Source organism: Leifsonia poae (assembly GCF_020009625.1).
Taxonomy (GTDB): Bacteria; Actinomycetota; Actinomycetes; order Actinomycetales; family Microbacteriaceae; genus Leifsonia; species Leifsonia poae_A.
On the sequence record NZ_JAIHLP010000002.1, the window covers coordinates 1439003 to 1461740 of the forward strand.

Annotated in this window: 24 protein-coding genes and 1 tRNA gene; 15 read left to right on the forward strand and 10 right to left on the reverse strand. The window is 68.6% G+C overall.

The features are described from left to right. The first annotated feature begins 40 nt into the window (after window positions 1–40). The 5 genes from K5L49_RS20025 (at window position 41) to pstB (ending at window position 6297) form a co-directional block, all read left to right on the forward strand. Window positions 41–2032: an Ig-like domain-containing protein gene (locus tag K5L49_RS20025; protein WP_263298832.1), complete on the forward strand. Its 1992-nt coding sequence runs from the start codon at window positions 41–43 to the stop codon at window positions 2030–2032. Window positions 2033–2249: 217 nt separating this feature from the next. Continuing rightward, a complete protein-coding gene (gene pstS / locus K5L49_RS07480; RefSeq protein ID WP_223691603.1) occupies window positions 2250–3344 on the forward strand; it encodes a phosphate ABC transporter substrate-binding protein PstS in 1095 nt (364 codons plus the stop codon). Window positions 3345–3451: 107 nt separating this feature from the next. Beyond that, window positions 3452–4399, forward strand: a complete 948-nt coding sequence (pstC, locus tag K5L49_RS07485; RefSeq protein WP_223691604.1) for a phosphate ABC transporter permease subunit PstC — start codon at window positions 3452–3454, stop codon at window positions 4397–4399. Then, complete coding sequence (gene pstA, locus K5L49_RS07490) at window positions 4399–5484, forward strand: phosphate ABC transporter permease PstA (protein ID WP_223691605.1); 1086 nt, start codon at window positions 4399–4401, stop codon at window positions 5482–5484. The genes pstC and pstA overlap by 1 nt, the downstream gene beginning before the upstream one ends. Before the next feature lie 33 nt (window positions 5485–5517). Beyond that, window positions 5518–6297 (forward strand): phosphate ABC transporter ATP-binding protein PstB, encoded by a 780-nt coding sequence (gene pstB, locus K5L49_RS07495; protein WP_223691609.1) that lies wholly within the window; start codon window positions 5518–5520, stop codon window positions 6295–6297. 165 nt (window positions 6298–6462) lie between these two features. Here the strand turns inward: pstB and K5L49_RS07500 are convergent, their stop codons facing one another. From K5L49_RS07500 to K5L49_RS07510, 3 genes are all read right to left on the reverse strand, one after another. Beyond that, on the reverse strand, window positions 6463–7344 hold the full coding sequence (locus K5L49_RS07500) for an anti-sigma factor (protein ID WP_223691611.1): 882 nt from the start codon (window positions 7342–7344) through the stop codon (window positions 6463–6465). Then, the gene (locus K5L49_RS07505) at window positions 7341–7925 is read right to left on the reverse strand and encodes a sigma-70 family RNA polymerase sigma factor (RefSeq protein ID WP_223691613.1); all 585 of its coding nucleotides are present in this window, start codon (window positions 7923–7925) and stop codon (window positions 7341–7343) included. The genes K5L49_RS07500 and K5L49_RS07505 overlap by 4 nt, the downstream gene beginning before the upstream one ends. A gap of 238 nt (window positions 7926–8163) precedes the next feature. After that, window positions 8164–8793 (reverse strand): DNA-directed RNA polymerase subunit beta, encoded by a 630-nt coding sequence (locus K5L49_RS07510; protein WP_223691615.1) that lies wholly within the window; start codon window positions 8791–8793, stop codon window positions 8164–8166. 60 nt (window positions 8794–8853) lie between these two features. Between K5L49_RS07510 and K5L49_RS07515 the strand changes: the two genes are divergently transcribed. The 5 genes from K5L49_RS07515 to K5L49_RS07535 all read left to right on the forward strand — a co-directional run bounded on the left by K5L49_RS07515 (window position 8854) and on the right by K5L49_RS07535 (window position 10904). Beyond that, window positions 8854–8926 (forward strand) — tRNA-Lys (locus tag K5L49_RS07515). Between the two features lie 325 nt (window positions 8927–9251). Beyond that, window positions 9252–9500: a type II toxin-antitoxin system Phd/YefM family antitoxin gene (locus tag K5L49_RS07520; RefSeq protein ID WP_223691617.1), complete on the forward strand. Its 249-nt coding sequence runs from the start codon at window positions 9252–9254 to the stop codon at window positions 9498–9500. After that, window positions 9493–9759, forward strand: coding sequence for a Txe/YoeB family addiction module toxin (locus K5L49_RS07525; protein ID WP_223691619.1), 267 nt, complete (start codon window positions 9493–9495; stop codon window positions 9757–9759). Before K5L49_RS07520 ends, K5L49_RS07525 begins: the two co-directional genes overlap by 8 nt. 75 nt (window positions 9760–9834) lie before the next feature. Next, window positions 9835–10092 carry a hypothetical protein gene (locus tag K5L49_RS07530; RefSeq protein ID WP_223691621.1) on the forward strand — a complete coding sequence of 86 codons (258 nt, stop codon included), beginning with the start codon at window positions 9835–9837 and terminating at the stop codon, window positions 10090–10092. A 152-nt stretch (window positions 10093–10244) separates the two neighbouring features. After that, window positions 10245–10904, forward strand: coding sequence for a pentapeptide repeat-containing protein (locus K5L49_RS07535; protein WP_223691622.1), 660 nt, complete (start codon window positions 10245–10247; stop codon window positions 10902–10904). A 70-nt stretch (window positions 10905–10974) separates the two neighbouring features. Here the strand turns inward: K5L49_RS07535 and K5L49_RS07540 are convergent, their stop codons facing one another. From K5L49_RS07540 to K5L49_RS07555, 4 genes are all read right to left on the reverse strand, one after another. After that, window positions 10975–12240, reverse strand: coding sequence for a chloride channel protein (locus K5L49_RS07540; RefSeq protein ID WP_223691624.1), 1266 nt, complete (start codon window positions 12238–12240; stop codon window positions 10975–10977). Window positions 12241–12294: 54 nt separating this feature from the next. Then, window positions 12295–12477 (reverse strand): DUF3263 domain-containing protein, encoded by a 183-nt coding sequence (locus K5L49_RS07545; protein ID WP_223691626.1) that lies wholly within the window; start codon window positions 12475–12477, stop codon window positions 12295–12297. Between the two features lie 193 nt (window positions 12478–12670). Further along, the gene (locus tag K5L49_RS07550; RefSeq protein WP_223691628.1) at window positions 12671–13270 is read right to left on the reverse strand and encodes a DUF4232 domain-containing protein; all 600 of its coding nucleotides are present in this window, start codon (window positions 13268–13270) and stop codon (window positions 12671–12673) included. 15 nt (window positions 13271–13285) lie between these two features. After that, on the reverse strand, window positions 13286–15001 hold the full coding sequence (locus tag K5L49_RS07555; RefSeq protein WP_223691630.1) for a cytochrome c biogenesis protein DipZ: 1716 nt from the start codon (window positions 14999–15001) through the stop codon (window positions 13286–13288). Between the two features lie 155 nt (window positions 15002–15156). Between K5L49_RS07555 and K5L49_RS07560 the strand changes: the two genes are divergently transcribed. Both K5L49_RS07560 and K5L49_RS07565 read left to right on the forward strand, forming a co-directional pair. Continuing rightward, a complete protein-coding gene (locus K5L49_RS07560; RefSeq protein WP_223691632.1) occupies window positions 15157–15819 on the forward strand; it encodes a fasciclin domain-containing protein in 663 nt (220 codons plus the stop codon). A 115-nt stretch (window positions 15820–15934) separates the two neighbouring features. Continuing rightward, a complete protein-coding gene (locus tag K5L49_RS07565) occupies window positions 15935–17029 on the forward strand; it encodes a calcium:proton antiporter (protein WP_223691634.1) in 1095 nt (364 codons plus the stop codon). Between the two features lie 37 nt (window positions 17030–17066). Here K5L49_RS07565 and K5L49_RS07570 read toward each other — a convergent pair whose 3' ends face one another. Then, window positions 17067–17657 carry a TetR/AcrR family transcriptional regulator gene (locus tag K5L49_RS07570; protein WP_223691636.1) on the reverse strand — a complete coding sequence of 197 codons (591 nt, stop codon included), beginning with the start codon at window positions 17655–17657 and terminating at the stop codon, window positions 17067–17069. Between the two features lie 85 nt (window positions 17658–17742). Between K5L49_RS07570 and K5L49_RS07575 the strand changes: the two genes are divergently transcribed. Continuing rightward, window positions 17743–18450 (forward strand): SDR family oxidoreductase, encoded by a 708-nt coding sequence (locus tag K5L49_RS07575; RefSeq protein ID WP_223691638.1) that lies wholly within the window; start codon window positions 17743–17745, stop codon window positions 18448–18450. 40 nt (window positions 18451–18490) lie between these two features. Here the strand turns inward: K5L49_RS07575 and K5L49_RS07580 are convergent, their stop codons facing one another. Both K5L49_RS07580 and K5L49_RS07585 read right to left on the reverse strand, forming a co-directional pair. Next, window positions 18491–19411: an aldose 1-epimerase family protein gene (locus tag K5L49_RS07580; RefSeq protein ID WP_223691639.1), complete on the reverse strand. Its 921-nt coding sequence runs from the start codon at window positions 19409–19411 to the stop codon at window positions 18491–18493. 49 nt (window positions 19412–19460) lie between these two features. Beyond that, the gene (locus K5L49_RS07585) at window positions 19461–20249 is read right to left on the reverse strand and encodes a DeoR/GlpR family DNA-binding transcription regulator (protein WP_223691641.1); all 789 of its coding nucleotides are present in this window, start codon (window positions 20247–20249) and stop codon (window positions 19461–19463) included. A gap of 83 nt (window positions 20250–20332) precedes the next feature. Here K5L49_RS07585 and galT point away from each other — a divergent pair, with 83 nt between their 5' ends. Together galT and galK are read left to right on the forward strand one after the other, a co-directional pair. Then, entirely contained in the window at window positions 20333–21577 is a 1245-nt protein-coding gene (galT, locus tag K5L49_RS07590; RefSeq protein ID WP_223691643.1) for a galactose-1-phosphate uridylyltransferase, read from the forward strand. After that, entirely contained in the window at window positions 21574–22734 is a 1161-nt protein-coding gene (galK, locus tag K5L49_RS07595; RefSeq protein ID WP_223691644.1) for a galactokinase, read from the forward strand. The genes galT and galK overlap by 4 nt, the downstream gene beginning before the upstream one ends. Window positions 22735–22738 lie beyond the last annotated feature (4 nt).

Below are 22738 nucleotides of genomic sequence, written 5' to 3' on the forward strand. Positions count from 1 at the left end.
ACGGTTGGCCCGTCTCGCCGATCGAAGGATGTTCAGAATCATGGTCTCGCCCTCCTCGCGCGCCCGGCGCGCGTTCCCCCTCCTGTCTGGCGCCGCGGCCGCGGCACTCCTGCTGAGCGCGGTGGCTGCCGCCGCGCCGGCGACCGCGGCCACCGTGGTCGCCCCGGCGTACGTCGGCAGCACCAGCGGTGTGCCGTGGATGGTGCCGGCCGGTGTGCACACGATCCAGGTCGAGGTCGCCGGGAGCGCGGGCGGCGGCGGCGGACCGGTGAACTTCCCCGGCACGAGCTGGGCCCTGACCACCGACGGGAACGGCGGAGCGGGCGGCCTGCTCATCGAGACGATCCCCGTCACGCCCGGTCAGACCCTGGTGTTCTACACGAGCACCCACGGCGGACCGGTGGGATCGGCCCACGACGAGGGCGGCGGCGGCGCGGGATGGCTGCCGGGCGGCTCCGGCAACACCGGCTCCCTCCAGGGGCACTCCGGGGGCGGAGGCGGCGGCGCGAGCGCGGTTCTGCTGCGAACCGACACCGGCGACCAGCCTGTGGTCGTCGCCGCCGGCGGTGGCGGAGGTGGAGGTGCCGGTGGCGCGTTCGTCGGCTACGAGGGCGGCACCGGGGGCGCCGCCGGGGAGCCCGGAGGCGACGGCACGGGGGCGGGTCACGGCAACGGCCACGGTTTCGCCGGGAACGGCGGCGGCGGAACAAGCGGCGGAAACGCCGGAAGCAGCAGCAGCGCCGGCGGGGGCGGCGGAGGCGGCGGCGGCATTAATGCCGGATTCGGGGGCGGCGGAGGCGGCGGGGGCGGCGGAGGCGGCGCCGGCGGGTCGGGCGGGCAGAACTGGATCGCGCCGGATGCAGGCATCACCCAGTCCGCATCCACGTATTGGAACGGCGACGGTTACATCAGGCTGAGCTACACCGTCGCGCAGGCGACCTCCATCACGGTCGCGTCGACGACGAACCCCTCGGTCTTCGGCGCCCCGGCGGATCTGACGGCGACCGTCACGAACGGCGACGGCGCGACGATCCCCACGGGAACCGTCAGCGCGGTCGAGGCCGGCCAGGTGCTCGCCACCGCTCCGCTCGACGAGACCGGCGTCGCGCGGTTCCCTGGCCTGGTCACGACGGTCGGCGACCATCCCCTGACCTTCGGCTACGACCCGGGCACAGACCCGTTCGCGGCCGCGACGACCACGGCCGACCAGGTGGTCGACCCCGCGCCGACGCACTTCGCATCCCTCGGCACGAGCGGTGGGGGCATCGTCGGCGAGGCCGTGACCATCACGGGAACCATCGCGGTCGGAGCGGCGCCCGGAGCATCCGGCCCCGACACCTCCGGCCCCGTAGCGCCTGCGGCCGCCACGGCTGCGGCGCCGGTCGCCGCACCGACCACAGTGCTCCCCACCGGTTCGGTCGTCATCTCGAAGGCCGGTGGCGTGCTCGCAACCGTGCCGCTGAACCCCGACGGAACGTTCACGTTCAGCCCGGCCTGGGCGGTCGGAACCCTCGCGCTCACCTTCGACTACTCCGGAGACGCCAACTACCTGGCAGCCTCACCCGACTCGCTGGATGTGGCGATGGCACCGGGGGCGACTCGCACCGCCCTCTCGCTCGGCGTCGGCGCGCTGCAGCCCGGACAGTCGACGACGGCCACGATCACGATGGCGCCCCAGAAACCCGCGGCGATCGCGCCGACCGGAACACTGCAGCTGCTCGTCGATGGGCTCCCGTTCGGCATCCCGAGCACGGTGGATGCGACAGGGACGGTCACTGTTCCGCTCGCCGGTCTGTCCGCCGGCAAGCACACGGTGCGCGCGGCCTACCTCGGTGACCCGGCCTTCACCGCCTCGCAGAGCGACCCCATCGTCCTCACCGTGAGCAACCCCGGGATGCTGCTCGCCCAAACCGGCTCCGACCTGAACCCGGTCGCCGCCGTGCTCTATGCGGTGCTGCTGGCCACGGCCGGAGGAGCCCTGTGGCTCTCCGGAACGCGGCGATCGCGACGGAACGACACCGTCGGCCGCTGACAGACGCACCACGAGCCGACCGAGGGGGTCGTCGAAGCCGAACGGCTCCGACGGCCCCCTCCCTCGTTGTGGGGCGGTGCCCCCATCCCCAAGAACACACCCCTCGTTAACCTTCCGTTTACCGCTGCGGGGGACTCTGGTCAGACACCGGGAATAGCGTCACACGCGGGTCGCACCGACCCCGTCCTGTTGTTACTGATCCCCGGAAGGGACAACTGTGAAACTCAAGCGTTATGGCGCTCCTCTGGCCATCCTGGCCGCCGCCGCCATCTCCCTCACGGCCTGTGCGTCGAACGAGGGCAGCACCCCGTCGACCACCACCGCCGCGCCGTCGAGTCTGTCCGGCACGCTGAACGGCATCGGTTCGTCGGCACAGGGAACCGCGCAGACCACCTGGATCGCCGGATTCCAGCAGGCGAACCCGAAGGTCACCGTCAACTACGACCCGCAGGGCTCCGGCGCCGGACGCACCTCGTTCATCTCGGGTGCCGCCGACTTCGCCGGCTCCGACGCCGCGCTGAAAGACACCGAGCTCTCCGGCACGTTCGCCGCGTGCGCCGCCGGCACCAAGGGCATCGACCTGCCCGTCTACATCTCCCCGATCGCGATCGCGTACAACGTCGACGGCCTGAAAGACCTGAAGCTCGACGCTGCGACCATCGCCGGCATCTTCAGCGGCGCCATCAAGACCTGGAACGACCCGAAGATCGCCGCCCTGAACTCGGGTGCGACCCTCCCGTCTGCGGCCATCACGGTTGTGCACCGCTCCGACGACTCGGGCACCACCCAGAACTTCACCGACTACCTGGCGGCGAACGCTCCGGATGTGTGGACCAAGCCGGCCGCGCAGACCTTCCCGTACACCGTCGGTGACGCCGCCAAGGGCACCTCGGGTGTCGCGGACGCCACGAAGAACGCCAAGAACTCGATCACCTACATCGACGAGTCGGGCTCCGCGGGCCTCAGCATCGCGCAGCTCAAGGTCGGCGACAACTTCGAGAAGATCAGCGCCGAGGGTGCCGCCGCCGTCGTGGCCGCCTCCCCGATCGCCTCGGGTCGCGAGACCAACGACCTGGCCATCGCCATCAACCGCAAGGACACCACCAAGGGCGCCTGGCCGCTCGTCCTCGTCAGCTACGTGATCGCCTGCCAGGAGTACAAGGACTCCGCCAAGGCCGACCTCGTGAAGGGCTACGCCAACTACATCGTCAGCGACGCCGCCCAGAAGGCCGCCGCCGAGCAGGCCGGTTCGGCCCCGCTGTCGAGCGACCTCGCGTCGAAGGTCACCAAGGCCATCGCCAGCATCAAGTAACACCCACCGCTCGGCCTGGGTCGCGCAAGCGCCCAGGCCGAGCGGCGAACCCGCCCCGCGGGATCGAAACGCAAGACCCCCTCATACCCGATGAGAGATAGGCAGGAATGACCGCCGGAACCGCAGGTGCCATCAGACCGAAGGCGAAGATCCGCCTCGGCGACCGCGTCTTCTCGACCAGCACCATCGTCGCTGGATCCCTCATCCTCGCCGTGCTCGCCGCGGTCGCGATCTTCCTCGTCGTGCAGAGCCTTCCGGCCATCTTCGCCAAATCGGGAACTCTCCCGGGCGGCGCCACAAACTTCTGGACCTATGTCTGGCCGCTCGTGTTCGGAACGGTCTGGGCGGCATTCCTCGCACTCCTCATCGCGACCCCGCTCTCGATCGGCATCGCGCTCTTCATCTCGCACTACGCGCCGCGCCGCGTCGCACAGACCCTCGGCTACGTCATCGACCTGCTGGCCGCCGTGCCGTCGGTCGTCTTCGGCCTCTGGGGCATCGCGACGCTCGCCACGTTCGTTCAGCCGTTCTATGTCTGGCTCGGCGCCAACGTCGGCTGGTTCCCGCTCTTCGCCCCGCCGATCTCCGGCACCGGGCGCACCATCCTCACCGCGGCAATCGTGCTCGCCGTGATGGTGATCCCGATCATGACCGCCATCTGCCGGGAGATCTTCCTGCAGACCCCGCGGCTCCACGAGGAGGCCGCGCTGGCGCTCGGCGCCACCCGGTGGGAGATGGTGCGCATGGCCGTGCTGCCGTTCGCCCGCTCCGGCATCATCTCGGCGATCATGCTCGGCCTCGGCCGCGCCCTCGGCGAGACGCTCGCCATCGCTATGGTGCTCTCCCCCGCGCTCGTCGTGAAGTTCGCCGTGCTGCAGGCGCAAAGCCCCAACACCATCGCCGCGAACATCGCCCTGCAGTTCCCCGAGGCGACGGGCGTCTCGACGAACGCGCTCATCGCATCCGGTCTCGTGCTGTTCGTCGTGACGCTGCTCATCAACATGCTCGCCCGCTACATCGTCAACCGCCGCAAGGCCTTCTCGGGAGCCAACTGATGACCACCGCGACGCTGAACCGGCCGATGGCCAACTCGCTCACCGCCGGCAAACTCCCCCGCGGTTCGGCCTGGATGATGCTCGTCGGCTCCTGGGTGGTCTTCGGCGCCGTCTTCGGCATCCTCGCGGCCAGCGGTGCCACCAAAGACTTCAACATCGTCGGTGCGGTCTTCTTCGGAACCGTGCTGTTCGACATCGTCATCTTCTGCACCTCACTGCTGGTCGAAGGCTCCCGCAAGGCGAAGGACCGCCTGGTCACCTCGCTGGTGGCCACGGCGTTCATCATCGCGCTGCTGCCGCTGATCTCGCTGATGTGGACCGTCATCACCAGCGGCCTCGCCCGGTTCGACCTCACCTTCTTCACCGAGTCGATGCGCAACGTGATCGGCGACGGCGGCGGCGCGCTGCACGCGATCGTCGGCACCCTGCTGATCACCCTGGCCGCGGCGGTCATCTCGGTGCCGATCGGCCTACTCACCTCGATCTACCTCGTGGAGTACGGGCGCGGCGTTCTCGCCCGCGGCATCACATTCTTCGTCGACGTGATGACGGGCATCCCGTCGATCGTCGCCGGCCTGTTCGCCTACGCTCTGTTCGCGCTGTTCTTCGGCCCGGGCATCCGCAGCGGGTTCATGGGCGCAGTCGCCCTCTCGGTGCTGATGATTCCGGTCGTCGTGCGCTCCAGCGAGGAGATCCTCCGGCTGGTGCCGAACGAGCTGCGGGAGGCCTCGTACGCCCTCGGTGTGCCCAAATGGCTCACCGTGCTGAAGATCGTGCTCCCGACTTCGCTCGCCGGCCTCACCACCGGCATCATGCTCTCGATCGCCCGCGTCATCGGCGAGACGGCGCCGTTGCTGATCGTGGCCGGCTTCACCACCAGCATGAACTACGACCTCTTCTCAGACCGGATGATGACCCTGCCGGTCTTCGTGTACACCCAGTACACGCAGGCGGCGGGCCTGCACGCCCAGGCCTCCATCGACCGTGCCTGGACCGGCGCGCTCGCCCTCATCATCATCGTGATGCTGCTCAACCTCGTGGCCCGCATCATCGCCAAGATCTTCGCCCCCAAGTACGGCCGCTGAACCGCCCCCGTTCTGACAACCCAAGGAACCCACGTGTCCAAGCGCATCGAAGTAACCGACCTCAACGTCTACTACAGCAGCTTCCTGGCGGTCGAGGGTGTCTCGCTCACCATCGAGCCCCGCACCGTCACCGCCTTCATCGGGCCGTCCGGATGCGGCAAGTCGACGTTCCTACGCACCCTGAACCGCATGCACGAGGTGATCCCGGGCGCCCGCGTCGAGGGCGACGTCTCCATCGACGGCAACAACCTCTACGGTCCCGGCGTCGACCCGGTGCTCGTGCGTCGCCAGGTCGGCATGGTGTTCCAGCGCCCCAACCCGTTCCCGACCATGTCGATCCGCGACAATGTGCTCGCGGGGGTGAAGCTCAACAATCGCCGCATGAGCAAATCCGAGGCCGACGAGCTCGTCGAGACTTCGCTGAAGGGCGCCAACCTCTGGAACGAGGTGAAGGACAGGCTCGCCCTCCCCGGCTCCGGGCTCTCCGGCGGCCAGCAGCAGCGCCTCTGCATCGCCCGCGCCATCGCCGTCTCCCCCGATGTGCTCCTGATGGACGAGCCGTGCTCGGCCCTCGACCCGATCTCGACGCTCGCGATCGAGGACCTCATCGAGGAACTCAAGAACGACTACACGATCGTCATCGTCACCCACAACATGCAGCAGGCGTCGCGCGTCTCCGACCGCACCGCGTTCTTCAACATCGCCGGAACCGGCAAGCCGGGCAAGCTCATCGAGTACAACGACACCAACCTGATCTTCTCCAATCCCTCGGTGCAGGCCACCGAAGACTACGTCTCCGGCCGCTTCGGCTGATCCGCCGGCCGCCGGCTGCCGCTCGCCGATCCGCCGCCCGCCGGCTGCCGCCCCAGCCCCGCGAACCCGCACAAAGAAGCGCCCGAGTCCACGAATTGTTCGTGGACTCGGGCGCTTTTTCACGATTTCGTGCGTACTCGCGGGGCGGGGGCGGGGCGGGCGGGGCTAGGACGGGATGGCGACGATGGGGGCGGTGGTCGGCTGGGTGGAGCCGCCGTGCGGCTCCACGGTGACGCCGACCGTGTCGCCGGGGGCCATGGTGCCGGTGAGAACGCGCCAGGTGGTCGTCTCGCCGGTGGGGCTCATGGTCCCGGCCGCGGTGGCTTTGCCGTCGCGGATGTACCAGAGCTCGTAGGTCTTGTCGTTCGGCAGGCTGGGCAGACCGTTGGCGATGAGCGCCGAAGTGCCGAGTTCACCCGACCAGACGAGCGTCGCACTCCCACCGCCGGTGACATCGGCGGTCGCGCGCTGGGCGTCGGGCGCCGAGTTGATGGCGGCGAGCGCGCTGGCCTGCTGCTGCTCGAACGAGTTGCCGCCGGCGAGGGCGCTGCCGAGGAAAGTCCCCCCGACGAAGAGCACGATCGCGGCGGCGGCCGCAGAGACGATGGCGACCGGGCGCGAGAACCAGCGTGCACGAGCCTTGGTCTCGGCCGGGGATGCGGTGGGCGCGAACTCGGTGGCCCCCGCGGACGTGGTGGCGTGCGCGGGCACGGTGGCCTGCGCGAACTCGGTGGGCGCGAACTCGGTGGGCGCGAACTCGGTGGGCGCGAACTCGGTGGCCCCCGCGGACGTGGTGGCCTGCGCGGGCACGGTGGCCGGCTCGGCCACGGTGGCCGGCTCGGCCACCACATCCGGGGCCGCCGAGAGCTGCGGCGTGCTCGCCAGCTTCGCGAACAGCTGCGACTTCAGCGCGGGCGACGGGGTCACCGGTTCGGCCGCCAAACCCAGTTCGGCGGCTACGTCTTCGAAGGAGCGCGCCTCATCGGCGGTGTCGGCGCCGAGCTCATAGCCCAGGCGCGCCGGGGTGCGCGGATCCGCATCCGTCATGGTGTCACCCCCAGCTCCTGTCTTAGCCGTATCATCGCATCGCGCAACCGAGTTTTCGCTGTGCCCAAAGGGATGCCGAGACGCTCGGCCACCTCACTCTGGCTGAGGCCGCCGTAGTACGCGAGCGAGACGGCCTGGCGTTGGGCTTCCGACAGTTTGGCCATCGCCACCTCCACCCTTTCGTGCTCGACTCGCACCTCGACCGTTTCGGCGACCTGGTCGTATTCGGTCGGGAGGTCGCGGATCCCGATGCTGGTGTCCCTGTCCCGCGAGGCCTGGGCCGAGCGGATTCGGTCGATCGCGCGTCGGTGGGCCATGGTCATGATCCACGTCATCGCTCGACCCTTATTCGGATCGAACCGCGAAGCGGATTGCCAAACCTCCAGGAAGACCTCCTGCGTCACTTCCTCGGACTGCGCGTGGTCGACGAGCACGCGACGCACAAGACCGAGAACACGGGATGCGGTGGAGTCGTACAGCACCGAGAACGCGCCCTGGTCGCCGGTGGCGGTCTGCGCGAGGAGGTCGTCGAGGGAGACGACGGCCGCGTCATCCACATGGTCTCCGCTCTCGCTCGGCATGACTCCAGCATTGCAGATCCGGGGGTTTCCGTCTCGAACACACCCGAGACGATGAGAGGCCGGGCCGCAGAACGCCTCTCGGCGCGAGGCCGCTCGGAGCGGCTAATTTTGGAGCCCGGGGTTACTGCGGCCCGGCCTCCACCAAGTTTACCCGAGCCGCTCCCCCGTCCCGCGCGGGTGCGGCGAAATGCGTCCCATCCGCTTCGTTTGGGACACACTTCCCAGCTTTCGCGGCAGGTCAGTCGAGTGAGTCGGTGCGCCAGAGGCGCGCGCAGGAGGTCAGTTCTTCGGCGGTGCGCGAGAACCGGAGGGCACGCGTGGTCAGTTCGCTCGCCCGCTCGGGCGCGCTTGCATCCTGGTCGTCAGCGACCGAAGTGCATCCCGCCGCCGTCACCCGGCAGAACGCCGCGGCCCGGTCGAGCGCGACAGCGAAGTCACCCTCGAACAGCCCGCGCAGGATGCGGTCGGCGAGTTCCGTGATCTCGGCCGGCCCGGTAGGGGTCGATGCACCGGCCACCACGGGGTCGATCGTGGCAACCACCTCGCTGCCGCGCTGGAACAGCAGGGCGGTCCCCGCCGCATCCTGACGGATCAGCAACCGCAGAAGGTAGATGCGCCACAGAGCACCCGGCAGGCTCTTCGCATTCGAGCGCGACCACAACTCGGCGATCGCGTCGATTCCGTGCGAATCGGTGAACGCGACAAGGCGGTCCACGACATCCGTGTCCGGCTCGGCGCGGACCCGCGCCAACAGCGCATGCGCCGTCTCATGCGCGACACGGCTGATCTGGGCCGGATCTTCCCCACCCAGGAACGCCTCGAACATCCCGCTCGGAAACGTCGTCGGCTTGTGGAAACGGTCGGTCATGGCCTCCATTCTGCGCCCGTGACGAAGCACCCCGAAATCCACGATAGATTAGACACGTATGGGCCTGTAGCTCAGTTGGCAGAGCATCGGACTTTTAATCCGCGGGTCGTGGGTTCGAGCCCCACCGGGCCCACCCTTACTATCACTGGGGTCCCAGCCCATCGCTGGCTTTCAAGGCCGTGTGTTATGTCGCCGCGCGTCGGTAAGGAACCTGCCTCAATAGATCGGTGACACTTCGGGCTTTCTTGGTGGTGATACTTCTCCTCGATGTTTGAGGGATGAGTCGTGTTGAGCCTGTTGATCCTCGTGTCCGTCTCGCGATCGCCCAGTGGCCGCCGGATGCGCCGCGGGGAGCGGTGACGACGTTCTGTCTGGAGCACGGGATCGCAGCCTGAGTGCCCTGACGCCCCTCGCAAGCTGGAGAAGTGGTACGATATCTTGTACCACTAGGAGGACTCATGGCCATCACAGCAAGCGAGGCTCGCAGCGATCTGTTCGGCCTCATCGAACGTGTCAATCTCGACCAGACCGAAGTCGAAATCACGTCCAAGCGGGGTTCGGCCGTGCTCATGTCGAAGGACGAGTATGACTCGCTGCTGGAGACGACCTATCTACTTCGCTCCCCCAAGAACGCACGACGCCTCATGGACGCCATTGAGAGCGCCCGGGCGCGAGACTTCACCGAGCACGACCTGGCCAGTGAGTGACCGCAAGCTCGCCTGGACAGTGGGCGGCTGGGAGGACTACATCCACTGGCAGGGCCAGGACCGGCGAACGCTCAAGCGAATCAACCTCCTGATCGAAGACATCCTGCGTGACGACCCGTTCGAGGGCGTCGGCAAACCGGAACCGTTGAAACACGCACTGGCTGGCGCGTGGTCCCGACGCATCGATGAGGCCAACCGTCTCGTGTACCTGGTGGATGACGCCTACGTGGTTATTCTTCAGACTCGTTATCACTACTGACCTGAAGACGCCCCCAGGGCGTTCGAGATCGGTGGCTGCCCGAGCGGGTTCACTGTCGCAGACGAGGCTGCGCCGGTGACACTCTGCAACGGCGGCACGGTGTTCGCCAGCGAATTCCGCACATCACCCGCTCTCGCCCCCGGCACGGGAGGTCGCTACGACGGCGCCGAATGCGTCTCCGCCGCGTCGGCGCCTGTCGGCGGCGCATCCGTCGGCGGCGCGTCCATCGGCGGCGGTTTCCAGGCGGGCGGCGGGTCGGAGGGATGGGGCCGACTGCGGTTCGATCGGCCGCGCAGAGGGCACAGTCTGCTGAACCGCTCCCGCCCTGCATGAGATTGCGGGCGCGGTTGGCGCGCAACTGACAGTGATTCGTCCCGGGTTCTGTCCGTGGGGTTTCATCGGCCTGTGCCGGAGCCCACAGAACTGCGCCCGGAGGCCGTCGCGGGCGCTCTCCCGTGTCTCCGGTGCCCGCTAGCCTCGGAGGGATGACTTCGTCTATGACCCTCCCGCCCCGCTTCAAGAAGACCGACCGCCGCGCGCTGAGCGACGTCTCCGGCGCCGAACTGCGGGAGGAGGACACCCGCACCGCTGAACGGTTCGACGGGGACGATCTCACCGGCCGCGACCTGAGCGATGCTACCTTCGACCGCTGCGAGCTCATCGGGGTGGGCCTGCACGAGGCCGACCTGAGCGGGGCGAGCATCCTGGACACCCGGCTCGTGCGGGTGAACGCGCCGATCCTACGGGCCTCACGTTCTGTGTGGCACGACAGCATCGTCGAAGATTCGCGTATCGGCTCTGCCGAGCTGTACGACAGCACGTGGCGCGGCATCCGGTTCGAGAACTGCAAGCTCGGCTACCTGAACCTGCGCGGTTCGCAACTGCGGGACGTGCGGTTCGCGAACTGCCTGATCGACGAGCTGGACCTCGGTGATGCCACCGCGACGCGGGTCGCCTTCGTCGACACCACGATCCGCAAACTGGACCTGACCCACGCAACACTGAGCAGCGTGGACTTCCGTCAGGCCGACCTGCGGCAGATCGCCTCGGTGGAGAGCCTGCGCGGCGCGACCCTCAACGGCATCCAACTGGCCGACCTCGCCCCGGCGTTCGCGGCCAGGTTCGGCATTGTGGTCGAAGACTGAGTGGTAGAAGACCGAGTGGTCGAAGACTGAGCGGTAGAAGACCGAGTGGTCGAAGACTGAGCTGCCGGGCTCAGTCCACGCCGGTGACCCGGGCGCGCTCCAGGACGTAGCCGACCGCCACGGCTCCGGCCACACAGAGCATCACCGGTGCGAGCATTGCGGCGCCCTGGTTGGTGAACTCCATCACCAGCAGCAGGGCCGTCAGGGGCGCCCGCATGGTGACGGCCAGGAACGCGGCGGCGCCGATGAGTGCGAAGACGCCGACGGGGGCGCCCGGCCAGACGAGGTTCCAGAGGGCACCGACGGCGAGACCGAATGCGGCGCCGATCGCGAGCGACGGCGTGAGCGTTCCGCCGGCCGCACCCACGCCGATGGTGCCGACCGTTGCCACGACTTTGAACACCAGCAGGGCCACGATGAGGAGCACCGGCAGGCTCGCGGTGAACGCGATCTGGCCGAGCGAGCGGCCGTTGCCGAGGATGGCGGGGAACCAGATCGAGAGCACGCCGACACCCGCGAACACCAGCGGCATGGCGACGAGGATGCCCCACGATCGCGGCCGATGGTTCTGCGCGACCTTCACCAGACGCACGAAGCCGACCGCCGCGAAACCGACGATCGGCCCGGCCAGGATCGACCAGACCACCACCGACGGCGACAGCGGGAACTGCGGGATGGGGTAGAGCGGCGTCGACGGCACGACGAGCCGGGCGACGAGGGCGGCGATCGCCGAGGTCACCAGGGCCGGAATGAGGGTGGCGAAGCTCATCTCGGCGAGCAGGATCTCCACCGCGAAGACCGCGCCGCCGAGTGGCACGTTATAGACGGCCGCGAGTCCGGCACCGGCTCCGCAGGCGACGAGGACGCGCCGTTCCCGCGCACTCACGCCGGCCTTGTCGCTCAACCAGGAGGCGACGAGCGCGCCGACCTCGCGCGGTGCGACCTCACGCCCGATGGAGGCGCCCAGGCCGACGATGATCACCTGCAGGGCCGCGTTGGCCAGGGTGGTGAACCACGGCATCCGTTTGCCTTCGACGGCTGCCTCGACCGAGACGACGGCCACCTCCGGCCGGCGCCGACCCCAACGCCGCAGAGCCCACCAGCCGACGGCGCCGAGCACGCCCGCGATGGTGAGCGACACGACACGGTTGACCGGGGAGGACAGTAGCAGGCCGTCGATGAAGCTGCCCTCGGTGTAGCCGAATGCGAGGTGCTGGATGCCGTGCAGTGCCAGGTAGACGAGCGCGCCGCCGATGCCGGAGCCCACCCCGACGAGTGCGGTCACGACGACCAGGCGGAGCAGCCATTTCGGCGTGCTGGGGAGAGCGGGGCGCACTCGCTCAAGACTAGTCGGGGCGAGGGAAAAGTTCGCGTGTCGGCGGCAGACCCTTCAGGCGGCGTTCGCGTGCGAGCCGCTGTCGCGGATGCTCTCGATCAGCGCCCGGTATCGCCCCGGTTCGAGCCCGAAAGTGCGGCGGATCGCCTCCTCTTTGGCGGCGAGGGCATCGGCCGTGGCCGGGTCAGGGTGCTCGGCTTCGAAGAGCAGCAGGAGTCTCTCTCGGGGCGTCGGCATGCCGCCATCCTCCCCGCAGCCTCCGACATTCGAGGCGGCGCTGTTCAGATGTCGGCGTTTCAGGGCGATATGCCGCGGAGAGTTCCGTGGCGACGGAACTCTCCGCGGATGTGGGCGAAAACTCCTGCGACCGCGAGCGCCCGCGAGCGCGAGCGCGAGAGAGCGCTGCAGGCGGGGCGACGGGGGTGGGCGGTCAGGATGCGGCGAGCGCTCCCACGGTCAGCAATGAGATCGAGGTCGAGGTGCACGCGGTCACATCCGCATCCTTCACGAACAGCGACTCCGTCGACCCGGGCGGGTACACGCGGAAACCGTCGGCCTGCTGAGGCTTGCAGTCGTCGGTCGAATAGTTGAGCGCCTGGGTGATGCGCAGCGGCGCCTGCACCGAACCGCCGGGGCTGAGCGTCACCGTCGCGTGCGGAGTCGAGCGGTCGAACTCGGCGGCCTTGCCCAGCTGTGTGCCGTTCCCGTCGCCGACGAAGGAGACGCCCGGCCAGCCCTGCAGGGAGCATTGAGCGCTGCCGTTGTTGGTCAGCACGATGGTCACCTCCACGCTGCCGGCGGCCCCTCCGCCGCCTTTGCCGATCGTTCCGGTGAGGTCGGCGGTCGCGCACTGCCCGTCGATCGGGATCGGCGAACTGGATCCGGTCGGGCGCGGCGACGTCGTCTCCGTCGGAGATGACGAAGACGACGGCGATCCGGACGGAGTGCCGGAGGTGGTCGCGCATCCGGTGAGGACGACCGCGACGGCGGCGATGAGCAGGGACATCCTGACGGTGTGGGAGGTTGCCATGTACCCATCAGACCACTATCCGAAGGTGAACGAGTAGGCCTGGATCGAATTCGGCACCGAAACCGTGATCGTCCCCGACCTCGAATCGGCCGTTTTCACGAGTTCGTACGAGTTCGGTGTGCCGCTCACGGTGAGACTCTTCTTGACACCGTCGACCGTGTAGTCGACCGTGCCGCTGCCCGCAAGGACCATGCGCACTTCGTTGCCGGTGTACGAGAGGCGGATGCGCGCATCCGGCCCCGTGGGCTGCACGTACTGCGTCTCGAGGCTCCACGATCCGTCGAGTGCGAAATGGTTGGCCGCGAGTTCGGCGGGGAAGGCGAACTGTTTCGTGAGCGCGGAGTACTTCTCGCTTCCGCCGAAGTTGACCTGTTTCGTCGTGCCCAGATAGCTCTCGGGGGTGGTGCTGCCCGACTTCGGCGTGGTGTCGGCGACCTCGGTGGCGGCCGGCAGTCGAACGCCCGGGTTCGCGGCGGTGAGGAGCTGTCGGATCAGCTGCTCGGTCTGGGCGTAGTTGCCCTCCCCGAACTGCACATTGCGCACGACGCCCTTCGCGTCGATGAGGTAGTGGGCGGGCCAGTACCGGTTGCGGTAGTTGGTCCACGTGCTCAGATCGTTGTCGATGGCCACCGGGTAGGTGATACCGAAGCCTTTGGCTCCGGCCTCGACGTTGGCCGGCACCTTCTCGAACGCGTACTCGGGCGAGTGGATGCCGATCACATCGAGTCCGGCCGCCTTGTACGCCTTGTTCCAGGCGACGACATGCGGGATGGAGCGCTGGCAGTTGATGCAGGAGTACGCCCAGAAGTCGACGAGCACGACTTTGCCTTTCAGCTGCGAAAGAGCGATCGGCTTGTTTCCCGGGGTGTTGAACCACTGCTGGATGCCGGTGATGTCGGGCGCGGTGCCGCAACTCTCCAGGCTGCTCGCATCGTTCGTGCACTTGGAGAGGTCTTTGTTCTGGGCGTTGACGATGCCGCCGAGGTTGAGGGCCTTGCTCACCTGGTCGGAGTTCGAGAATTGGTCTTGCAGGGCGCTCGTGTAGTCGGGAACGAGCCGCTGCAATGCCTGCGGCAGGTTGAACACGAGACCGACCGCGAGGGCGATCATCAGCGCGCCGCCGGTGATGCGGATGCCCTTCTGGTGCTTGCGGAACGTCTTCACCCGTTCGGCGACCCGGCGACCCGCGAGAGCGAAGATGAGCAACGGAATGGCCGCGCCGAGCGCGAACGTCACTGTGAGCACGATGGTCTCCGGCCCGATCCGACCGGTGGATCCCGCGACGGTGATGGCCGCGAGCACCGGTCCGGCGCAGGGCACGTAGACGGCGCCGAGCGCGATTCCGAGCACGAACCCGCCGCGCTCGGTTCCCACATTCTTCTGCGGGATCCACGAGAACGGCTTCTCGAGGTACTCCTCGATCTTGGGGACGATCAGGCCGACACCGATCAGGACGAGCACGACGATGCCGGCGTAGCGGAGCACATCCTGAGGCAGATGGAGCAGGGCGAGGAGCAGTGAGCCGATGAGGGTGAACACGCTGAAGCTGACCACCAGGCCGAGGATCACCAGGTAGGGGCGCCAGCGCGAGACGGGCGGCATCTCCGTCGAACCACGGGCGCCCTGCACACCGCCCGAGAAGAAGATGACCGGCAGAACCGGCAGGATGCACGGCGAGATGCCGGTGATCAGGCCGCCGAGAAAGCCGATGAGGGCGAGGGTGAGATACACGGGCAGGCCTTCCGATAGGGATGCCAGGGGTTCGGAACGACACCGGATGCCGGATTGATTTCGTTTCTCTCCAATCCGTTCCCGCCGCAGCCTCCGAATGCCCCGATGTAGGCCGCCCCCAGCAGCGGTCGATCACACACAAAGGAGTAGTTCCCATGCGAGTTCAGAAGCGTCACATCATCGCCGTTCTGGCACTCGCCGCAGCGGCCACCCTCGGTCTCTCGGCGTGTTCGTCCGGCAGCAGCGGCTCGGGCTCGTCGAGCAGCTCATCCAAGGAAGCGAGTTCCTCCCCGAGCGCCTCCGCGATGGATCCGGCTGCCGATCTCGTCGGCAGTGGTTGCGCAGCCTACGCCAAGGCCGTTCCGACCGGCGCGGGCTCGGTCACCGGCATGGCACAGGACCCGGTGGCGGTCGCCGCCTCCAACAACCCCCTGCTCACCACCCTCGTCGCGGCCGTGTCGGGCAAGCTCAACCCCGATGTCAACCTCGTCAACACCCTGAACGGCAGCGAGTTCACCGTCTTCGCTCCGGTCGACACGGCCTTCGCGAAGATCGCCCCGGCCACCATCGACACTCTGAAGACTGCGGCCGGCGCGGACACGCTGAAGAGCATCCTCACCTACCACGTCGTCGCCGGGCAGATCGCTCCCGACCAGATCGACGGCACCCACAAGACCGTCGAGGGCGGCACCGTGACGGTCACCGGCAGCGGCGACAACATCATGGTGAACGACGCCAAGGTCATCTGCGGCGGCGTGCACACCGCGAATGCCACGGTGTACCTCATCGACACCGTGCTGATGCCGCCGGCCAACTGATCCCCTCCGTCTGGCCACGGCATCGACGTTCGGCCCGTCCCTTCGGGGGCGGGCCGTTCGTTGTGCGGGCGCGGAACGTCCGTGCAGACTCGCCCACGGATGGGATGATAGGCGGATGAACTCCATCGTCACCTGGGCCACCCGCTTCTGGCCGATCGTCGTGCCGATCGTCGGTGTGGTGTTGCTGGTGGCGGTGTGGACCGTTTCGCTCGGTCCGGTGCTCGTGGTGATCGTCGCCATCGTGCTCGCGGGCACCGTGCTCGCGGCCGTGCAGCACGCGGAGGTGGTGGCCCACAAGGTGGGCGAACCGTTCGGCTCCCTGGTTCTGGCGGTGGCGGTCACCGTGATCGAGGTCGCGCTCATCGTGACCTTGATGTCGAGCGGCAAAGACTCGTCCACCCTGGCGCGCGACACGGTCTTCTCGGCCGTCATGATCACCATGAACGGTATCGTCGGCCTGTCGCTGCTGATCGGGGCGCCCCGGCGCGGCACGACGCATTTCAATCCTGAAGGCACGGGTGCGGCCCTGGCGACGGTGACCGCGCTCGCCGCACTGACAATGGTGCTTCCGACGTTCACCGAGACGCCCGGGCCGCAGTTCTCGACCAGTCAGCTCGTGTTCGCGGCTGTCGCATCCGTTGCGCTGTACGCGATGTTCGTGATCACGCAGACGGTGGCCCACCGCGGCTTCTTCCTTCCCACCAAGGCCAACGGCAAACCGCTCGACGATGACGAGCATGCTGCGGTGCCGTCGACCCGCACCGCGCTGACCAGCCTCGGCCTCCTCATCGTGGCGTTGGTCGCGGTGGTGGGTCTGGCGAAGCTGGAGTCGCCCTCGATCGAGAGCGCCGTCGCGGCGGTGGGCTTCCCGCAGTCGTTCGTCGGCGTCGTGATCGCCCTGCTGGTGCTGCTCCCGGAGGGCATCGCCGCCGCGAAGGCGGCCTCGCGCAACCGGATGCAGACGAGCATGAATCTGGCACTGGGGTCGGCGATGGCGAGCATCGGCCTCACCATCCCGTCGATCGCGATCGCGTCGATCTGGCTGACCGGGCCGCTGCTGCTGGGGCTCGGCGCCAGTCAGATCGTGCTGCTCACCCTCACCGTCGTGGTGAGCGCGCTCACCGTCGTGCCGGGGCGGGCGACCCGCCTGCAGGGCGGTGTGCACCTGGTGCTGTTCGCGGCGTTCCTGTTCCTGTCGATCGTCCCCTGACGGGCTGACCGGGCGGGCCGCCAGCGTCGACCGGCCGTTACGGCCTCGGTGAACCCTGTCGCACGGCCGCGTCGAACAGCGTCTCGGCGGCAAGCTTCGCCGCGAGCGGGGTTCCCCCGCAGAGTGCTGCGCTGGCCGAGGCCCCGTCGAACAGCAGCGTCAGCTGCACGCCGAGCACGTGCGGCGCGGCCGCACCGGCGGCCAACGCCTGCCGTTCGAAGAAGTCGGTGAGCTGCAGTTTGAAGCCCTGGGCGACGACGGCCGCGGGATGGTCGCGGTCGCGCAGCTCGGTGGCCACGTTCACGAAGGGGCAGCCGTAGAAGTCGCTCGCCTCGGCTGCGGCGTGCAACGCATCGTAGACGTGAAGCACGCGCTCCCGTGGGCTGAGAGTGTCGTCGGTGTCGAAGTAGGAGGCGACCACTCGTGGGCCGTACTCGCTGAGCATCTCGGCGACGATCGCATCTTTGCCGTCGAAGTGCTGGTAGATCGAGCGTTTGGAGACCTCGGCTTCGATCGCGAGCTTGTCGACGCCGACCGCGTGGATGCCGTCGCGCAGGAAGAGTCGTGCCGCCGCGGCCAGCACGCGCTCGCGCGGCCGGGGTCTTGTCGTCGGCTCGATCACGGTCATGCGTTCGATTCTACGGACGCGGTTGCCAAAAGTAAACCGATCTGTGTACAGTACACAGATCGGTTTACATCTCGAAAGGACCCTCATGACCCGCATCACCGGACAGATCGCGCTCGTCACCGGCGCCAACCGAGGGCTCGGCGCGGCCTTCGTCGCCGAACTCCTCGAACGCGGTGTCGCCAAGGTCTACGCAGCCGCCCGCGCCCCCGAGAGTGTGGCTGTCACCGATCCGCGCATCGTCCCGATCGCGCTCGATGTGACCGACGAGGCGAGCATCGCCGCCGCGGCCGTCGCCACCGCCGACGTGACGCTCCTGATCAACAACGCCGGCATCGCCGTCAACCAATCGCTCGTCTCCGGCGACCTCACCGAGATCCGCCGTGAATTCGACACCAACTTCTGGGGTCCGGTGCTCGTGACACGCGAGTTCGCGCCGATCATCGCCGGCAATGGCGGCGGGGCCATCGTGAACATGCACTCCGCGCTCAGCTGGCTGGCGGTCGGCTCGTACAGCGCCACAAAGGCCGCGCTCTGGTCGGCCAGCAACTCCGCGCGGGTCGAGCTCGCGCCGCACGACATCCAGGTCGTCGGCGTGCACGTCGGCTGGGTCGACACCGAGATGGCCGCGAACGCCGACGGCGTCAAGGTTCCCCCGGCGCAGGTCGTGACGGAGGCGCTCGACACCGTCGAGGCCGGCGGAGCGGAAGCGATCGTCGGTGACGTCGCCCGCCACGTCAAATCGAAGCTCCACGAAGATGTGCGGGTGCTGTACCCGCAGCTCACCGCGAGCTGAGCCTCCCGCTACCCTCTGCCGCCCTCGGCATCGGTCGGAGTCAGCCGGTGAATCCTTCGGCACGGATCCCCCACGAGACCGTCCAGGTCTCACCGGGGGCGAGCCAGCGTACGCCACGACCGGTGTTGAACGCGTTGGCCGGCGCCGTCATCGGCTCGATCGCGATGGCGACGTCGGAGGCGGTGTCCGTTGCGAAGGTGCGCGAGGTGTACACCTGCACGTAGCGGAACGCCTCGTCTCCCCACACGACGACCCGGCGGCCGTCCGGGGCGGCGAGGATGTGCGATGCGCGGCCGGCGGTGACCGCCACATCCGCGAAGCCGTCGTCGAGCCGGAGGCCGCCGACCGCGCGACCGGAACGCAGGTCGAACTCCGTGCCGTCGACGGCGGACTCCCCCACGACATTGAGACGCTCGTCCACCTCGAAGTGCGTCGCGGCGGCGACGGTCACGGTCAGCTCGCCGGTGGGCACATCCCCGATCTTCGGGTACGGATGCGCGCCGAGCGCGACCGGCGCCGGCGCCTCCCCCGCATTCGTCACCGTGTGCGTGACAGCGAGGCCGTTCGCCTCGAGCTCGTGTCGCACCGTCGTGTCGAGCAGGAACGGATAGCCGGGCTCGGGAACGATCACGGCGGCCTGCGTCACTGACGACGCGGTGCGTTCCACGAGCTCGTAGGGCCGATAGCGCAGCAGACCGTGGATCGCGTTCCCCTTCGCCGGCTCGGTGAGCGCGAGCTGCCGCAGCACGCCGTCGTGCGTCCACGCGCCGTCTTTCACCCGATTGGGCCAGGGCGCCAGCACGATCCCGCAGCCCGACGGCGGCGTCGCCGACTCGGGAAACGGCTCGGTCAGGTCGACGTCACCCAGGCGCAGGCGGCGGAGACCGGCGCCCACCTGCGTGACGGTCGCGCTGAGGGTGCCGAAGGTGAGCTCGTGCTGGTTTCCGGTGGGGGCTCGCATGGATCAAGCGTAGGCCGCGGAGAACCCGCCCGAACGATTCCGGTCGGCCTCAGCCGGCGACGGTCACGGCGAGCCCGGCCGCGCGCAGCTCCGACACGGCGTTCGGTGCCGCCGACGATCCGGTGATCAGCTCGTCCACCTCGTCGAGCGTGGCGATCCGCCCCAGATGGGTGCGCCCCAGCTTCGACCCGTCGGCCACGACGACGGCACGGGTGGCCGCGCCGACCATCACCCGCTTGAGGTCGGCTTCGGGAAGGTTCACATTGGTGATGCCGCCGCGGGGATGCACGCCGGTGCAGCCGACGAAGGCCAGGTCGGCGTGCATCCGGTCGAGCAGCACGGAGGCGAGCGGCTCGACGAGGGAGTGCTGCAGGGGTCGGAGGGTGCCGCCGGTGACGACCACCTGGAAACGTGGGATCGCATGTTCCAGCTCGAGCGCGATCGTGAGCCCATTGGTGATCACGGTCACTCCGTCGAGGTCGGCGCGTTCGACGAGGGCGCGGGCGATGGCGGTGGTCGTGGTCCCCACATCGAGGATGAGGCTGGTGCCCGATTCGACGACAGCGGCTGCGGCCTGGGCGATGCGGCGCTTCTCGTCGGCGGAGGATTCGAGGGATTCCTCGAAGCTCGGCTCCCGGATTCCCACACCGCGCAACACCGCGCCGCCGTGCACCCGGCGGATCGACTGCTGCTGGTCGAGTTGGTCGAGGTCGCTGCGAACGGTGACGTCCGAGACCTGGAACGCCTCGCTGAGGTCACCCACGCGCACGAAGCCGTGTCGGCCGATCAGGTCGAGCATCCGCTCGCGGCGGAGCGCGGCGGGCAACGTTTCGGTCATATGGCAATGCTCGGCCGCTTCCGTATACTTGTCAATACGAAAGCCATTGACGACAAATACTTTCGAAACCGAAAGGGGTGGAGATGCCTCCCATCACGAAGCGTGAGCACCGGCTGTCCGACGGCCGCGACCTCATCTACTACGACGACGCCGACACCTCCCTCGCACCCGAACGCGCCGACGACCTGCGCGAACCGTCCGCCCGCCCCGCTACGGCCACCATGCGCCAAGATCCGCTCACCGGCGAATGGGTGTCGATCGCGGCGGCCCGCCAGAACCGGGTCTTCCTCCCCCCGGCGGAGTTCGACCCGCTCGCCCCGGCCACACCCGCCAACCCCTCGGAGGTGCCCAGCCGGTACGACGTCGCGGTGTTCGAGAACAAGTCGCCATCGTTCGGGCCGCTGCTCCTCGACGAGAACGCCCCGACAGGGCTCGACGATCTCGCGACGATCGGGCTCGGCCGCACCCGCACTTCGGTCGGACGCTGCGAGGTCGTCTGTTTCAGCCCCGAGACCAGCGGATCCTTCGGCAGCCTCACCCCGTCGCGCGCGCGCACCGTGATCGAAGCCTGGGCCGACCGCACGGCCACGCTCTCAGCCATGCCCGGCGTGCGCCAGGTCTTCCCCTTCGAGAACCGCGGCGAAGCGATCGGCGTCACCCTGCACCACCCGCATGGGCAGATCTACGCCTACCCGTACGTGACGCCGCGAACGGCCGCGCTCATCCGTTCTCTCGACAACTACGGGCCCACCCTGTTCGCCGACATCCTCGAACGCGAGCGCAGCTCCGAGCGCGTCGTGCTCACCGGCGAGCACTGGACAGCCTTCGTACCGTTCGCCGCGCGCTGGCCGATCGAGGTGCACATCCTCCCCCACCGGCACGTGGCCGACTTCACCGAGACGAACGCGGCGGAACGTGACGAACTCGCCACGCTCTATCTACGGGTTCTTCGTGGCGTCGACGCTCTCTACGACAGCCCCACCCCCTACATCGCGGCCTGGCATCAAGCGCCCGTCGGTGTGCGCCGCGACGAGATCCGCCTCATGCTGCAGCTCACCTCGCCCCGGCGCGCCGCCGACAAGCTCAAATTCCTGGCCGGCTCGGAGGCCGCCATGGGCGCTTGGATCGGCGATGTGCCCCCCGAGAAGGCCGCGGACCAGCTGCGTGAGGCCATCGCCCGCGCCGATCGGGACAACCCGGTCGGAACGCTCCCGGCACCCGTGACAGGATTGATCACCGCCGGCGGAGCACCGGGAATGCCCACCCCCGCAGGCCACGTTCCTCTCGACGAGCCCACCACCGCATCCCCCCGAAAGGCCCCCCGATGACCGACCTGCGTCAGGACACCCTCGACAGCTTCGCCGAGATCTTCGGACGCCCGGCCGATGGCCTCTGGTCGGCCCCGGGCCGCGTGAACCTCATCGGCGAGCACACCGACTACAACGAGGGCTTCGTCTTCCCGTTCGCCATCAACCGGCGCACCATCGCCGCCCTCGGCCTGCGCGACGACCGTATCGTGCGCGTCGGCAGTTCCTTCGCCGATGAGCTCGTCGAGATCGACCTCTCCGACCTGCGCCCCGAGGCGCTCAGCGGCTGGTCGTCGTATCCGCTCGGCCTCGCCTGGGCGCTCGGCGAGTTCGGGGCCGACCTGGATGCGGTGCCGGGCTTCGACCTGCTCCTCGACTCGAACGTGCCCGTCGGCGCCGGTCTGTCGTCATCCGCCGCGATCGAGAGCGCGGTGGGTTTCGCCCTGAACGACGTCTGGCAGCTCGGTCTCGACCGCCGCACCCTCGCACGCGCCGGACAGCGCGCCGAGAACGTGGCCATCGGCGCACCCACCGGCATCATGGACCAGTCGGCTTCTCTGCTGGGCGAGCGCGACGCCGCCGTCTTCCTCGACTGCCGTTCCCTGCACGCCGAGATCGTGCCGCTCGGGCTCGAGGCGGCTGGGCTCGAGATCGTGATCATCGACACCCGGGTGAGCCACGCGCACGCCACCGGCGGCTACGCCGAACGCCGGGCATCCTGCGAGGCAGGCGCCCGCGCGCTCGGCGTCGAGTCGCTGCGCGATGTGGGCGTCGACGACCTCGACCGGGCCCGCGAGATCCTCGATGAGGTGACGTTCCGCCGCGTGCGCCACGTCGTCACCGAGAACCAGCGCGTGCTCGACACCGTGCGCACGCTCCGCGAGCAGGGTCCGACCGCGATCGGCGACCTGCTCGACGCCTCGCACCGGTCGATGCGCGACGACTTCGAGATCTCGGTGCCCGAGCTCGACCTCGCCGTGGAGACCGCCCAGGCGAACGGTGCGATCGGCGCCCGGATGACCGGCGGTGGCTTCGGCGGTTCGGCCATCGCCCTCGTGCCCACCGACGCGCTCTCCCGGGTGTACGTCGCGCTCGACGGCGCCTTCGCCGAGCATGGCTTCGGTCAGCCCGATCTGTTCACCGTCACCGCATCAGAGGGCGCAAAGCGCGAGAATTGACGGT